We start from the raw sequence: 13,634 nt of genomic DNA on the forward strand, positions 1-13,634 counted from the left end.
CGCCTCGCTCACGCTTGCCCTCAACCGGCCGGAACCACCCGAAAAGCAACCCCCCGCGGGACTTGACCAGCCCCACCCCTTCAGGGATGACCTGCACCGACACGGAAAACTCACCAGGGCGGGCCTGCCCGGCGCGGCCAAACTAACCGGGGTCCCGGAGACGAAACTCACCGGCCCGCCGACCCGGCGAGCGAAACTCACCGGATCGGACGGGAAACTTTCCAGCGCAGGTCAGCGGCCCTGTTGCCTGGTCAGGAGCGGCGCCACCAGGACGTCGGCTTGGCCGGCGGCGGGGGTGGAGCGGATGCGGCCTGCCGGCGGGCGATTTCGGCCCGGTGCTCTTCGGCCTTCACCTTGCGGCAGTCGGCGCACAGCCCGTCGTCCCACGCGGACTGCCGCGCGTGCTGCCAGCGCTCGTCGCTGAACTTGGCCTTGCACCGGCGGCAGGCTGGGCGCTGCTTCTCGCGCTCGGCCGCCGCCCGCTCGGCCCGGGCGGTCTCGGCCGCCTGGTACTCGGCGGCGTACAGCTCGTCGCCGTCCGGGTTGGCGAGCGCGCTGGTGAGGGTCTGCCAGTTGTCCCGGCCGAACCGGCGCCACACCGCCGCCTGCGCGCCGCGGCGCTTCAGCATTGGCAGCGTGGTGGCGACTACCGGCACCACCTGGTGGTAGTTGCGGGCGGTGATGCCGTCCCCGCCGTACCGCGGTGCGCGCCAGTGCGCTGCGCTGGCGGCTTCCACGGCGGCCAGGCGGCGCAGCAGCCGGGCGTGGTTGCGGCGCTCGCGCTCGGCTTTCTCCTCGGGCGTGAGTGGGCGGGTGCCGGGACGTTCGCGTTCGGGCTTGTTGTTGAGTACGAGGGCGATCGGTGGGTAGCCCTCGCGGCCGGTGGGTGGGTAGTGGCGGGTCCATTTCCGGTGTGGGTGGACGTCGGCGCCGCGCCAGGGTGCGGGCTTGGCCTGCTGCTTGTCGGCGTCCTTGGCCGGCAGCTCGAACCAGGCCCGGTAGGAGGCGATCTTGTCGGCCAGCTCTGCCACGGTCTCGTTCTCGCGGTCGACCTCCATCAGGAGCACCGGGACGTCGGCGCTGGGTTCGCGCAGCACCAGGTCGGCGAACTGCGCGCCGCGGCCGGGCAGGGCGTGCGCGAGCTCGGTCGTGAACGCGAGCAGGGTGCCGAAGCCGCCCCTGGCGAGCAGGCCGGCGGTGGCGACGACGTCCAGGGCGTGCTCGGAGAACGCGGTGCCAGGACCGTCGGTCTCGGAGCGCAGCGTGGACAGCTTGGCGGTCGGTGGGAGCAGTGTGGCGGCTTCGCGGTGTCCGGCTCGGGTCAGGCACCACAGGTGGCGGTTGTCGGGCAGTTTCAGTTCCACCCTCACCTTCCCGTGGTCCTCCAGATCCAGCAGCGCGTCCCTCACCGGCTTGTCGATCTTGTTTGTCGGTTTCACCAGGTGCCACAGCTCCCGGGGCGTAGCGCGTTGGAACAGTCCCAGGGCCGTCAGCACGTCCGCGCGGATAGGCCCCGTCGAGTTGTGCTTGAACACGGGAGTCGTAAGGGGGTAGTCGGCATGGCGGCGACCCCTTGTCCGCCGGGTCTGGCCTGCGGGAACAGTTCCGCGCCGCCTGCGGGGCACGGAGGTGGCCGTGGAGGGGGCGGTGGAGGTGGCGCGGGTCGGCTTGCCCGGGGCGGGCGAGGCCTTCGCCGGGGGCTGCGCGAGGTGGTCGGCGGCCTGGTCGCCGTCGCCGGGGTCGGGCGCGGCGGGCGGGGTGGGCGGGGTGGTGGTGGACATCGGGTCGGCCTTCCATCCAGCAGTGGGCCGGGTCCGGCACGGTGGCCGACTCCGGCACCCGGACTCATCCGGGCCCACCTGACGATCCACACACCCCCTTGACCAACGTCTTGACATTCATCCCGGGCAAGCCCCCTTGTCCTGCCTGGTTCGCCCCGGTTAACGGCCTTGTCCTCCCGGTTTGTCCGTGACCGGGATCACAGTGGGACGGCCGTCACGACGCGGGCCGGATGAGCTGCTGCCGGAGCGCCAGGCGCAGCAGCTCGGCGGCCTCTGTCGGGCCTTGGCATTGGATCGGGCGGAGGTCGTCGGCGTCCAGGAGTAGCCGGCCGTCGGCGAGCGCGGTCCAGCCCGGCACCCGTCCGATGCTCTCCACCCAGCCGAGAGTCCTGCCGTCGGCGTCCACGGAGAACTGGCGCTGGTCCCGGCTCCAGCCGCGCCGTCAGGCCGCCGCCGAGGTCGTAGGCGAGGTTCGTCTCCCCCAGCCCGAGCGTGTCCGGCGCCAGGGCGGTGCGCCGGGTGTCGAGTGCGAACCGCACTTCCCCTTGCGCATGCGCAGCCGGCTCGCCTTGCGCAGGCGGCCGGCCTTGCGCAACGACTTCCGGGGCCAGGGCGGACGCGCTCTGGTGCTCCGGCTGCCGCGCACCGTCGCTCGCGGGGCGGTGCGCGGGGCGAGCGGGCCGCCCGGCCTGCTGCGCATCGTCGGGCGCGCCGGCTCGCCCGCGCTGAGTTTCGGAGCGCTCCGAAACAGACGGGGCACCAAGGGATCCGGCCGATGTTGCCCGCCCCGGGATTTCGGAGCGCTCCGAAATTGGGGGGCCGTCAAGGGGTCCGAGCGGCCTTGACGGCCCCGGATTTTCGGTGCGCTCCGAAACTCCGGTGCGGTCAAGGGGTCGGCCGGCCTGCTCGGCCTGCTCCAGCAGGCGGGCGGCGAAGAGCGGCACGACCTGACGCAGCCGCTCCAGCGCCTGGGCAGTGTCCTCGCCTTGCTGCACGGCGTCGACGAAGTGGTAGGCGGCGCCGCCCAGGGCCTCGCTCAGGGCCAGGACGCGCTGGAGTGGCCCGGGCGGCAGGGTGTCGGCCGTGCCGGGCGGGGCGGGCACCAGGTCCAGCACGGCGGTGGCGATCAGCGCGTCCTGGGCTTTCTTCTGGGCCTTGCGCGCGCGGGCGGCCTTCGACTTGCACGCACTGTTGGTGGTGCAGTGCCGGGGTGGCCGGCCCCGGCCCTTCGGCTTGAGCGGTGCCTTGCACACCTCGCACACCGGCCCGTCCGGCCCCTTGCCCTGCTCGTCATTTCGGAGCGCTACGGAATCCACGGTGCGGATCGTAGCCCGGCAAGATCACCAGCGCACCGCATTTCGGAGCGCCCCGAAACCCGGGCGGGGGCAACCCGCCGACCGCCGCGCGCGCACCGCACCCCACCAACGCCTCGTGCGCGGCCGGAGTGCGCAATGCGCACGCACCCCACTGCGCATGCGCACCCTGGGTGCGGGTGGGTGCGACGCTGTGATCGCACCGGGCAGGGGGAGATCTCTCCCCTACCCGAAGGAGGGCGGACCCGCACCAAGCACCCGAGCAGCGCGCGCCCGCCGATTGCGAAGCGCCTCGCACCGGTCCTGACCTGCGGTGGAAAGTTTGCTCGGGCGGAACTCACCAGCCGCCCCGCACCAAACTCACCAGTACAGCGGCGAAACTCACCAGTGCGGCGGGCCGTCGCACTGCACCCCGCGACCACGCACTGCGACGGCTGTCGCAGTCGCAGTGCGCCCGGACCCCGCTGAGTGCGATGGCCGTCGCAGTCGCAGCCTGCTGACCTGCGCTGGGGAGTTCGCCCGGGGCGAAACTCACCGGCGCCGCGCGTTCCCAACTCCACCGGGGACCTGCGGTGCGTCCTTCTCCGAACCGCCGGCGCCCGTGACCGATCCCGGGCGTCTGCGGTTCACCCGACATGACGACCTCCCAGCTTCCGGCCGCCATTGCCGGGCTCGACCAGGCCGAGCCCGGCAACCAGGAGCCGGACGGCGGCCTGACCGAGGCCGGGCGCGACGCCCTCGCCCGGGCCGCTGTCACCGGCCAGCGCGCCGCCGACTGGATCCGCGCTCTCGCCGCCCGGCAGCAGGAGGCAGGCAACCGGCAGGTTCTGGAGCAGTACGCCGACGCCGTCGAGCAGGTTCTGAGTCGCGAGATCATCCCCAGCGGCGAGGGCGAACCGACGGAGAAGCCGCGCCACACGCTGGACGCCTACGTGCTGCGGGGCAGCGTTCTGGCCGGGCACTGCCCGGACCTGAGCGCCGCTGAACGGGCAGCGCTGCTCACCGTCGGCTTCACGGCCCTGACCGCGCCGCTGGTCGTCTTCAACGACATCGCCGGCGACCTGGCGCTGCTGTGCGAGGCCATCGACCAGGCCCTCGCTGTCGCCGGAGCGGGCGAGCCAGCGGCGCCCGCGGGGACTCGGGAGTGCGCTCGGCGCTGAAGCGGCAACCGAATTGGGGCGTCATCGCGCACCCGCCCCGCCCGCTGAAAGCTGTGCCACGGTGGCACAGCTTTCAGCGTGGCTGTCCGCTCTCCCAGTCCGGGGAGAATGCCCTGGTGAACAGCCACCAGCCGATGGCACGCGGTCTGACCGCGCTGATCCCGACCACCCCGGCCACCACCCCCGGTGAGCGGGCCGCCGCCCAGATGCTCCACCTGCGCGAGGCCTCGCTGCCGCTGCCCGTCATCGCGGCGGCCGCCGAGCTGATCGCCGAACGCGTCAACGATCCCGACCCCGTCACCCGGCAGGCGGCCACCGCCGTCCTGGCCCGCCTCACCGCCGCCCTGGAAACCGCGGCCGGCTGACGCCCCGTTCTCCGCCCGCGCGGCGCCTCGTTCGATCCGGTCCTCTTCCACGGCTATCGCGTGGAAGAGGTGTCGGCATGGGGAAGGGGCTTGCCCACAGGGCCTGACCAGGCAGAACGGGCAATCCGGCCGGGAGAGGGGTGCACCTCTCGGTGCAACTCTCGGTGCACCTGTCCAGCCCCCTGTCCAGGCACCTGTCCAGCCCCCTATGGAAGCAACCCCGGGGCGCTTGTCAGCCGCCGTTCGGCCGATCGCCGACGGGCTGGGCCTCGGGCGCGGAGAACAGCCGCCCGCCACCCGGGCCGAGCGGACGGCGGGCGCCGGGGACCGGCGCGGTGTCCTGCGGCGCCGCCTCGCAGGCAGGCGCCTCCTGGAACGGGTGGCGCTCCACCGGCAGGAGCCGCCGGCCCCCTCCTCCGTCCTGGGAGGGTAGGTCGGCGGACGGCTCGGAGAAGGGCTGCCACAACGGGCGGCGCTGTTCGGTTGTCATGATCACCAGTCTGTCAGTCAGAACCGGTCGGCCGCGCTGTCGGCCATCTCTCTGACACTCGGGTACTCCTCCAGCAGCCGGTCGTACAGCGGGGACTGCCGGATCTGCTCCAGGACGACGCCGGCGACCGGCTTGGCCGCCTTGTAGGCGCTGCGGCCCTTGTCCCGCTTGTCGAACGGCATGCCGCCCATACTCCCGATCTCGCGGCGGGCGAGCCCGGTCATCACCTGCACCGAGCCGCGGGCCCGCACCAGACCACGGCCCTGCGGGTCGGTCGGGACGACGAACTCGCCGATCTCCGGGATGGTGACCCATACGCCGGGCGTACTGCAGATCCGCCAGGCCGCAGCAAGCTGCTCGGTGTCCCGCAGGACCTCCACCCAGGCGCGCAGCATCTGCGCGTCCCAGTGCTGGATGAACCAGCCGCCGTGGTGGCTCCACACGGTCTCCCCTGGCGCTTCGTGGACGCGCACGCCTGAGGGCTGCTCGACGATCCCGCGCCCGTAGGCGGCGCGGAGTTGGGCCAAGGCCTCCTCGAAGGTGCTCTGCGTGGTGTCGATGACGAGCTTCACGACCGGCCTCCCCGCGCCTGGTTCCACACCTGGGGCCACCGTAGCGAGCCAGAGCGAGGCGCGAAGGCGGATCGGCCGATCCGGCCGCGGGCATGGGAAGCGCCTCTTCCCGGCCGGGAAGAGGCGCCAACGGCGCGGGGAGGGGGCGGCTCAGCCGAGCCAGACGATGTCGATGACGTGCAGCCGCTCCGCGGCGCGGTTGATCCAGTAGACGACGGTGAGCGGACCGACGGCGGCGGTGCGCAGGTCTTCGCCGTCCGGGTCGGTGGCGTCCCAGGCCGGCCAGCCCCAGGGGGTACGGGAGGCGATGTCCAGGACGTCGCGCACGGTTTCCTGCGCGTGGGCGGGCAGGCCGGCCAGCACCTTGGCGGCCTTGGGGGACAGCCGGGCCGGCCACGGCGCCGGGCCGCTGGTCACCGGCGGGCCCCGAGGACCTGCTCCAGGTCGATGCCGTCCTCGTCGTCCAGGCCGCCGGCGGTGAAGGTGTCCACGGACACCGCGGTGTCCAGGCGGCTCTGCCAGGTGCGGACCACCTGGTGCAGCGGGGTCAGGTCGTAGGTCTGGCGGGAGTCCTCCAGGGCCTTGGCCCAGTCCCGCTCGAACGCGGGCACCCACCGGTCGGCGCGGTGGTCGGCGCGGATCCGGGCGAACAGCCGGGCGGCGGCCGCCGGGGCCGGCGGTGGGACGGGGGCGAACTCGGGCTGAGCGCTCATCGGGTCCTCCACGGTGGTGTCGTCGTCACGGTACGCCGAAGCGGCGGTGGTGCGGGCAAGCACGGGCCGATCCCCTTCGATCAGGTGGAGGCTGCGGGCAGGAACCCCGTTCAGGCGGACCCCGGCCGGGCCGGCACGGCGGGCGCGCCTTCCGCGAGGTAGTCGGCGGCCATCTCGGCCAGGTACCGCGCGAACTCGTCCGCCCGGGTCCGGTCCACCGCCGGATCGTGATCGGGCTGCCCGTCCGCGTCGGCTGCGGCGATGTTGGCGTCGAGGTCGGCGGCGTACTGCACGAGGGAGTGTGGTACATCCTGGCGGTGGTCTCCAGGTCCAGTTGCACCTGGCCTCGCACCCGCCACAGCCGGAACGTCTCGGCGGTGTGGCGCAGCAGGGCGGTCACGAGGGTGGCCGGCATCATCAGCTCGCCGTCGTGCCGGTGGAGCACCAGTGGGAACCGACCATCGTACTGGTCGTCGTCGTCCACGGTGAATTCCTCCCCTTTTCGATAATCGGGCGGGGCCCGCGCGGTGTCCGAAGCCGTTCTCCCACACCGGTCGGATCGCGACACGGGCCCAGTCGTAGATCCGCTCGCCGTGCGCGCCCCGGCCACCGGACAGCCGCTTCCACGCCTGCCGCGGTAGCGCGGCGATCAGGGCGTCCACCCGGGTGTTCGCCCCGTTGGTGGTGGTCACCGTGTCGTTGACCCTGGTGGCCAGCACGTGGGCGACGTGGCGTTCCTCCAGCCAGGACCGCAGGTGCTTGACCTGGCCGTACGCCTCGTCCGCGGTGACCCACGCGAACGGGATTTCCGCGGTGCCGGTGTATTGACGTTGGACACCGGCCGAGCGGATGCCCTTTTTCAGAAAGCCGGTGTCGTCGCCGATCAGGATCCCGTCCTTGGCCCCGATCGTCTCCACCACGAAGTCGCACACGTCGTCACGGACGGCGTCCTCGTCCCACTCGGACAGGTTGAGCAGACGCTGGACGCCGTCAGGCCGCAACTGCCCAACCTGTTCGGACAGCGTCCAGCCGTTTTTCCTCTCCAACGGTGCGAGCAGCCCAGTCAGATAGTCCATTGCCCGCTCCCGTGGCTCCTGCCGAAACGGTGGGCGAACCGGGCATGGAGCCCGGCTATGCCCTCGGACCACGACTCGACCTGCTCAACTGTCAGCTCATCAGCACACAGTCACACCAACGAGCCGAAGCTGTGATCGTTACGCACCTGCGGTTGCAGTACTAGGCATCGGCCACAGTGAAGGGCTGTGACGCCCGACTTCGACAGTTGGTGGGCATGTAAGTGCCCGTGATCATGGGGTTGAGCTGGGGTTTTGGGCAGTGCGGGGGTGAGGGGGCGTGTGCCCACGCTCCCGGAGGATGTTTGGCCTGGTCAGCGCGTGATCGAAGGTTCCAGGCCGTCCGTCTTTGGCGGCATCGGGATGCCGCAGTCCTTGAAGATCTGCGTCTGCAGGTCGGTGGGCTCGGTGAGCTGGCGGAGGCTGCCGGCGGGGCCGGTGAGGGTGACCTGGTGCAGGCGGCCGAGCTCGTTCCTGATGGTGCGCCAGGTGGTGCCGGTGCGGCGTTCGGCGACGCGGACCAGCAGCAGGGCGAGCCAGCAGAGCAGCACGTGGGCGCGGATGCGCTCGTCGACGCGGTGGTAGACCGGCCGCAGGTTGAGGGTGCTTTTCATGGTCCGGAAGGCGCGTTCGGCTTCCAGCAGGTTCTTGTAGCCGAGTGCGACGTCCTCGGGTGTGAGGTCGGGGTCGGAGGTGGCGAGTAGGTACTTGCCGTCCAGGTTGGCCTCCGTCTTGACCTTCGCCCGGTCGATGGAGAGCTTCCCCGTGGCGGGGTGCTGCTTGAGCCAGCGGCCCAGGCTGGGGTGGTCGCGTAGGGCGCACTCGGCCTTGCGGTGCGGTGCGTCGGAGGGTTTCGGGGCGCGCTTGAGGCCGGCCTTGGCGGCACGTGCCCGGGCTCGGGCGGCGTCTTGCTCGCGGGCGGTCTTGATCCGTGCCAACTCGTCTTCGATCGCGGCGAGTTGCGCGGTGCGGCGGGTGGCGTCGCGTTCGGCTTCGGCCGGGTTGTGGCAGATGATCCACCGGCGGGTGGGATCGGAGGCCAGGCGCACTTCCTTGACGCGCAGGTTGTCGCGCACGTGCTGGTAGCGGCCCTGGCGGGCGAGGGCTTCGCCGGCCTTGGCGGAGCCGTCGCGCATCTTGACGCCGGCGATGTAGTGGCCGCCCGCGCGGGTCAGGCAGGCCAGGTTCGCCTCGGAGCTGAAGCCGGAGTCGACGACCGTGACCACGCGGCCCAGGCGCCAGGCGCGCATGTCGGCGCGGACCTGCTCGATCACGGTCTGGTCGTTCGTGGAGCCGGGCCAGACCCAGCAGCGGACCGGGATGCCTTCGCGGGTGACCGCGAGCCCGATGACGATCTGCGGCAGGTCGGGGCGGTGGTCCTTGGAGTGCCCGAACCGGCGAAGCGAGCCCTCGGTGTCGGGGGTGTCGCGTTCGAAGTAGGTGCTGGTGGTGTCGAAGAAGACGACGTCGACCTCCAGGTCGAGCAGGTTCGCGGCGGCGAAGAACACCGCTTCCTGCACCGCGGTCTGCGTGCTCTCGTTCACGAGCAGGTCCATCGCCCGGTAGGCGTGCTGCTCGGCGACCTCGCCCGCCGCGGGGATCACCACGTCCGAGGTCGCCCAGTGGACGGCGGCCCGCTTGGAGTCGGGGGCGATGGCGCGGTTGGCGACCAGGGCGAACAGCGCGCGTTCCACGTCGGTGCGGAAGTGGCGTGCGTCCAGCACCTTGGCCAGGGCGGTGTCGATGCCCAGCAGCTTCCACAAGCCGTCCAGCAGCCAGGTCGCGCCGATCGCCCGGGACGCGGCCACCTCCAGCGGGCCGTCCTCGCTCACGGCGAGCGGCGCGGCGGCGTCCTCGCCACCATCGCCGAGGTAGCGGTTGAGGGAGGCGACCAGTCGGCGAAGGGAGTCCAGGTCGAGCCGGTCCTCCCGGCCCAGGTTCAGCAGCACCTCGGCCTTCGTGGTGCCGTTGGCACGGTAGTTGGTGGCCAGCTGCACATAGCGGACCACGCTGCCGTCCTTGTTCCGGCGCTGGATCCTCCGCACGTACATGCCCGCAGAATGCCGCATCCACCGAGGTCACAGCAGCCGAAGACCGGGATTGCACATGTCCGCCCACCAAGGTGCTCTAGACCACTCGCAGCCCGCTCACCAGCGATAACACCCGATCAGACCTGGACGTGTGCCCGCCAACTGTCGAAGCCGGGTGACGCCCCCGCCGGCGGCCGCCGTCCCGTCCGCGCCGTTCGAACCTGATGTGCCGGGCTTGGAGCCGATGAGCGGTCCGCCCTTGCCGCCGGGGACGGGGTGCTGGTGGATGGCGGGGGCTGGAAACGGAGCATGCCACCGCGCCGGTCGCCCCGACCCTTCTCAGACGAGTGCCGCCTGTGTCTGAGCGAAGACCCATGTGCCCAGGATCTGCATAAGCCGGTCGCCGTTGGGGCTTCCCCAGCCGGTGCACGCGTCCCAGCCCGGTCCGGCCGAATAGGCGCCGTTGTTGCCAACGGTGATGTCGTTGAAGGTCCGCTGCGCCGAGGCGTCCCCGTACAGGATGAGGTTCAGGAAGCCCACGCCGCCGGTTCCCGCGTATTCGTTCACCAGCACGAGGAGACCGGCCCACAGCGGAGCCACCGCACTCGTGCCGCCGACGATCACGTCCTGGCCGTGGACATAGATCTGGTAGCCGGTGTTCGGGTCCGCGTCGCCCGCCACGTCCGGCAGCCCGCGTCCCTGTAGGCCGCCGGGGTTGGCGTTGGCGGGCATGGGGGTGCCCTCCTGCCAGGGCGGAATAGGGAAGAAGTTGCTGATGCCGCCTCCGGTCGCCCCGTTGGCATCCTGCCAGACGACTTCGCTGGTGATCTTCCCGTCGACGGCGGTCAGGCTGGTGCCGCCGCAGGCGAGTGCGAAGGGGCTGGAGGCGGGAAAGTGGGCATGCTGCCTGCCGTCTTCGAGCCCGTCGGACGAGCCGTCGTCGCCCGCCGCTGCGCACACCGTGACCCCGAGCCCGGCGGCGTCGGAGAAGTAACCGCTCATGGCGACCATGAAGGTGGGGTCCGCGTATTCTTCGGGCAGTCCCCAGCTGATCGACAGACACGCCGGGAGGTTCGTGGCGAAAACGGCCGCGCTGGCCGCGTCGAGGAAGCCCTGCTCACTATTGGGAGCGAAGTACACCAGGATCGACGCTCCAGGGGCGATGGTGCCCGCCATCTCGATGTCGAGCGCCACCTCGAGGTCAGCGCTGCCGCCGGGGCTGTTTTCAGCCCCGTCGACGGACACGGCCTCGACCTGGGGAGTGGCCAGACCCAGGCCGCTGAAGTAGGCGTCAAGGTCGCTCGTCTCGAAGCCACCGCCGAGTTCGATGATCGCGATGGTCTGTCCCGCACCGCTGTACCCGACCGGGAACTGGTAGAGCGCAGCCACCTCCGGGATGGAGAACGAGCCCGTCACGTCCTCCGGCCGCGCCACGAGGACCCGCGGTTCGGCCACCGGACGGGTATCGAGCCCGAAGACTCCGACGACCGCGGGAGCGAGCACCGCCGGCAGGTGAACCGGGCCCACCTGCCGGCGATACGTCCGGCCCTGGTACTCGACCAGCCTGAGGGTGACAGCGAACGCCGCCTCCAAAGCCGATACCGTGCCTTCGAGTCGGACGGCACGGCGGACCAGGTCGACCGACAGGGTCTCCAGCGACCGCGCCTGCGCGAACTCCCGCAGTTGCCGGACATCCGACTCGCGGGCGGCGTGGCGCGCGGCGAACTCCGCGCGGCCCAGGGACGGCGTGGGAAAGCCAGGCAGCTCGACGGCGGCCGAGTGGCGCAGCACGACGGTGACCTTGACGCGCTCCTGCGGGTCGGGCGTTCCGACCTCGCGCTCGCCGGGCAGCGCAGCGCGGGCGCGGTCGGCGAGCGGCACGTACTCCTCGGGCGCCGCGGCCATCACGACGACCCGAGCTGGACCACGTCCACGATCGCACTGACCTCGTCGTCGGTCGTCACCGTGACCGGAATCTGGTTCAGGAACGCGTCCCGCAGCATCCACATCGTGGCATTGCGCAACACCCAGTCGGCCGCGGTCGGATACTGCTGGCCCTCGATCTCGAGCACTGACCACCACAGGATGAGCTGCTCAGGGCCGGTGCCGTCAGTCGGAGTCAGACCGAAGAAACAGAAGTCGACGCCTTGGGAAGCCTGCTTGTTGACCTTGATGTAGGCGATGGTGCCCGTGATCTGCGTGCTCGTGCTCTGCGCCATGGTCGGACCTCCTCAACAGATCTGTACTCGACCGGGCGTTCCGGCAAGGTGGGTCAGCACCTTGACTCCCACCGGCAGGTCGCCTCGCAGGCGGAGCTTGCCAGCGGCGAAGGCGTCGATGGGGGACAGGCTGCCGGCAGCGATCTCGCTCCACGTCTCCGCGGTGGTGATGACCTCCAGGTCCGCGTGCGTGCCGGCTTCTGCCGCCACCTTCCCCGTCCCGTCGACCACGCTCACGGAGAACGGCCGGAACGTGCCCTCCATACGGATCAGAAACGTGATGCTGACGTCGAATCCCCCACTCTCCAACATCGACGCCATGGTCTGGAACGTCGTCCGGAGATCGGTTCCTCTGCCGGTCAGGTCCTTCAGACGGGCGAACTCTGGTCCACCAGGTCTTGGTGTCGTGGCCATGTCTCTTCCCATCGGCAAGTGTCATCCGCGTGCTGTCGATATTCGCCACGGCCACATGGCTTTTCCGTGAACGACTCGCCGCCGGCCCGTCGACCCGACCCACTTGGACGAGGCACTGTATGGCCGACGATGCTGACCGGATTTTCAGCCCCTCCTTCTCCGAGACGACCAGCCAGCGGACGTGGTAGGACGTCGGCGTCATCGCTGCCGCCCCGGGATCGCGTGACGGCGACGCCGGTGGGCCGGCGTGGGATACCACCGGCTCACCGGCGAGAGTCGGTTAACAGTTCGGGCACGCCTTGCATGCCTGGACCTGGACGTTGTCAACGACCGGTCCGGCGTTGCCGGGCGTGGTGCTGGTGAAGGACAGCGTGGTCGAGGTGTTGACCGCGACGAAGGTGAACTGGCGGCCCACGTAGCCCATGGCGGTGGTGGTCTTGCCGCTGATGTCGAAGGAGAAGTCCTGGAAGTCCTGGCCGTCGATGAGCGCCTGGCCGGTCTTGACGGTCGGTCCGGCGTTCGGGTTTCCGGCCAGGTCGTACGTCACGCTGTAGGTGGTGCCCGGGTTGGTGGTGAAGGTCTGGGCGATGGTCCCGGGGACGGAGCCATCGAGGTCGACGGACTGGTCGCCCTCGGCGGCCTGCCAGTAGCCGGCGCCGATCAGGTCGACGTTGCCACCGGTGATCTGCCACGGGCCGATGCTCTGGCCGGTGCCAAGGGTGACGAAGGTGTTCGCCGCGACCTTCGGGGACTCGAAGCTGCCGTCGTCGAAACGGCTCAGGGCGCGGGTGGCGGCGTGGGACGGGACGGCGAGCGCGGTGGCGCTGCCCAGGAACAGAGCGGCGACGGCGACGACGGAGCGGGTACGCGAGAACTGCATGGGTGCCTCCCCAAGTACGGGTCATGCGGCGGCCGAGGGTCAGTCGCATACACAGCGTTGGGCAGCGCCACAGGCGGCGCCAAGACGGGCGCAGGGGCGCCCGCGGAATGCCCAGGGCTTCCGCACGCCGGTTTACCGGGGCGCGGCCCGTACCCCCAAGGGGAACCATGCGGAGCCGCGCCTCCAGTGCGAGCTCGGGCCACTCGCGCTGCAGGCCGTGTCCGGGTACGGCTCGGACCATCACCGAGGACGTCCTGTACATTCTCGGCGCACACATCGGAAGAGCCCCGAGGAACTCCTCGCCTGCCGCCGCCGAAGACGAGCGGTATCCGGCCCGGGACGCGAGGGGTCGCCGCGTCGGAGCCGGGAGAATAGCCTGGCGGCCAGTCAGCTCCCCTGCGGCCCCACTTCCCTGATCCCACCGCCCCCGCGCCCACCACCGGTCAGCGCGCCACTGCCACCTCCTCCAGCTCGACCAGGCGCCGGTGCCGATCCCGGTCACCGCGGCCGCCGCCGAGCTGGTCCCCGACGACTCTGAGGTGAAAACCTCCTGCGGGTGATCGCTATGCGGCGGGAGGCGGTTCGGCGGTGACGTCGTAGCCGAGTTCGCGGAGCTTGGCCAGG

The 13,634-nt window shown here is 71.1% G+C and carries 13 protein-coding genes and 1 pseudogene; 2 read left to right on the plus strand and 12 right to left on the minus strand.

Features of this window, described 5'->3' with window-relative positions:
• Positions 1–251 precede the first annotated feature (251 nt).
• Both ACZ38L_RS36070 and ACZ38L_RS36075 read right to left on the minus strand, forming a co-directional pair.
• A complete protein-coding gene (locus ACZ38L_RS36070; RefSeq protein ID WP_465701686.1) occupies positions 252–1,781 on the minus strand; it encodes a hypothetical protein in 1,530 nt (509 codons plus the stop codon).
• 214 nt (positions 1,782–1,995) lie between these two features.
• Positions 1,996–2,157, minus strand: coding sequence for a hypothetical protein (locus tag ACZ38L_RS36075; protein WP_465701688.1), 162 nt, complete (start codon positions 2,155–2,157; stop codon positions 1,996–1,998).
• A 1,572-nt stretch (positions 2,158–3,729) separates the two neighbouring features.
• Here ACZ38L_RS36075 and ACZ38L_RS36080 point away from each other — a divergent pair.
• Together ACZ38L_RS36080 and ACZ38L_RS36085 are read left to right on the plus strand one after the other, a co-directional pair.
• On the plus strand, positions 3,730–4,254 hold the full coding sequence (locus ACZ38L_RS36080) for a hypothetical protein (protein WP_465701690.1): 525 nt from the start codon (positions 3,730–3,732) through the stop codon (positions 4,252–4,254).
• A gap of 116 nt (positions 4,255–4,370) precedes the next feature.
• Positions 4,371–4,619: a hypothetical protein gene (locus ACZ38L_RS36085; RefSeq protein WP_465701692.1), complete on the plus strand. Its 249-nt coding sequence runs from the start codon at positions 4,371–4,373 to the stop codon at positions 4,617–4,619.
• Positions 4,620–4,851: 232 nt separating this feature from the next.
• On the opposite strand, the gene ACZ38L_RS36090 is transcribed toward ACZ38L_RS36085, so the two are convergent.
• From ACZ38L_RS36090 to ACZ38L_RS36135, 10 genes and pseudogenes are all read right to left on the minus strand, one after another.
• Positions 4,852–5,109, minus strand: a complete 258-nt coding sequence (locus tag ACZ38L_RS36090) for a hypothetical protein (protein WP_465701694.1) — start codon at positions 5,107–5,109, stop codon at positions 4,852–4,854.
• A 17-nt stretch (positions 5,110–5,126) separates the two neighbouring features.
• On the minus strand, positions 5,127–5,681 hold the full coding sequence (locus ACZ38L_RS36095) for a hypothetical protein (protein WP_465701696.1): 555 nt from the start codon (positions 5,679–5,681) through the stop codon (positions 5,127–5,129).
• A gap of 150 nt (positions 5,682–5,831) precedes the next feature.
• The gene (locus tag ACZ38L_RS36100; RefSeq protein ID WP_465701698.1) at positions 5,832–6,098 is read right to left on the minus strand and encodes a hypothetical protein; all 267 of its coding nucleotides are present in this window, start codon (positions 6,096–6,098) and stop codon (positions 5,832–5,834) included.
• The gene (locus tag ACZ38L_RS36105; protein ID WP_465701700.1) at positions 6,095–6,457 is read right to left on the minus strand and encodes a DUF6247 family protein; all 363 of its coding nucleotides are present in this window, start codon (positions 6,455–6,457) and stop codon (positions 6,095–6,097) included. Before ACZ38L_RS36105 ends, ACZ38L_RS36100 begins: the two co-directional genes overlap by 4 nt.
• Before the next feature lie 464 nt (positions 6,458–6,921).
• Positions 6,922–7,494: pseudogene (locus ACZ38L_RS36110) on the minus strand (transposase); the annotation flags it as partial.
• 287 nt (positions 7,495–7,781) lie between these two features.
• The gene (locus ACZ38L_RS36115; RefSeq protein WP_465701702.1) at positions 7,782–9,518 is read right to left on the minus strand and encodes an IS1634 family transposase; all 1,737 of its coding nucleotides are present in this window, start codon (positions 9,516–9,518) and stop codon (positions 7,782–7,784) included.
• A 318-nt stretch (positions 9,519–9,836) separates the two neighbouring features.
• The gene (locus ACZ38L_RS36120) at positions 9,837–11,402 is read right to left on the minus strand and encodes a S53 family peptidase (RefSeq protein WP_465701704.1); all 1,566 of its coding nucleotides are present in this window, start codon (positions 11,400–11,402) and stop codon (positions 9,837–9,839) included.
• Positions 11,402–11,716 carry a hypothetical protein gene (locus ACZ38L_RS36125; protein WP_465701706.1) on the minus strand — a complete coding sequence of 105 codons (315 nt, stop codon included), beginning with the start codon at positions 11,714–11,716 and terminating at the stop codon, positions 11,402–11,404. Before ACZ38L_RS36125 ends, ACZ38L_RS36120 begins: the two co-directional genes overlap by 1 nt.
• Positions 11,717–11,728: 12 nt before the next feature.
• Positions 11,729–12,037 (minus strand): SCP2 sterol-binding domain-containing protein, encoded by a 309-nt coding sequence (locus ACZ38L_RS36130; RefSeq protein ID WP_465701708.1) that lies wholly within the window; start codon positions 12,035–12,037, stop codon positions 11,729–11,731.
• A 373-nt stretch (positions 12,038–12,410) separates the two neighbouring features.
• Positions 12,411–13,010 (minus strand): choice-of-anchor C family protein, encoded by a 600-nt coding sequence (locus ACZ38L_RS36135; RefSeq protein WP_465701710.1) that lies wholly within the window; start codon positions 13,008–13,010, stop codon positions 12,411–12,413.
• Positions 13,011–13,634: the final 624 nt, after the last annotated feature.

It is taken from the genome of Kitasatospora sp. NPDC024654 (genome assembly GCF_055559155.1).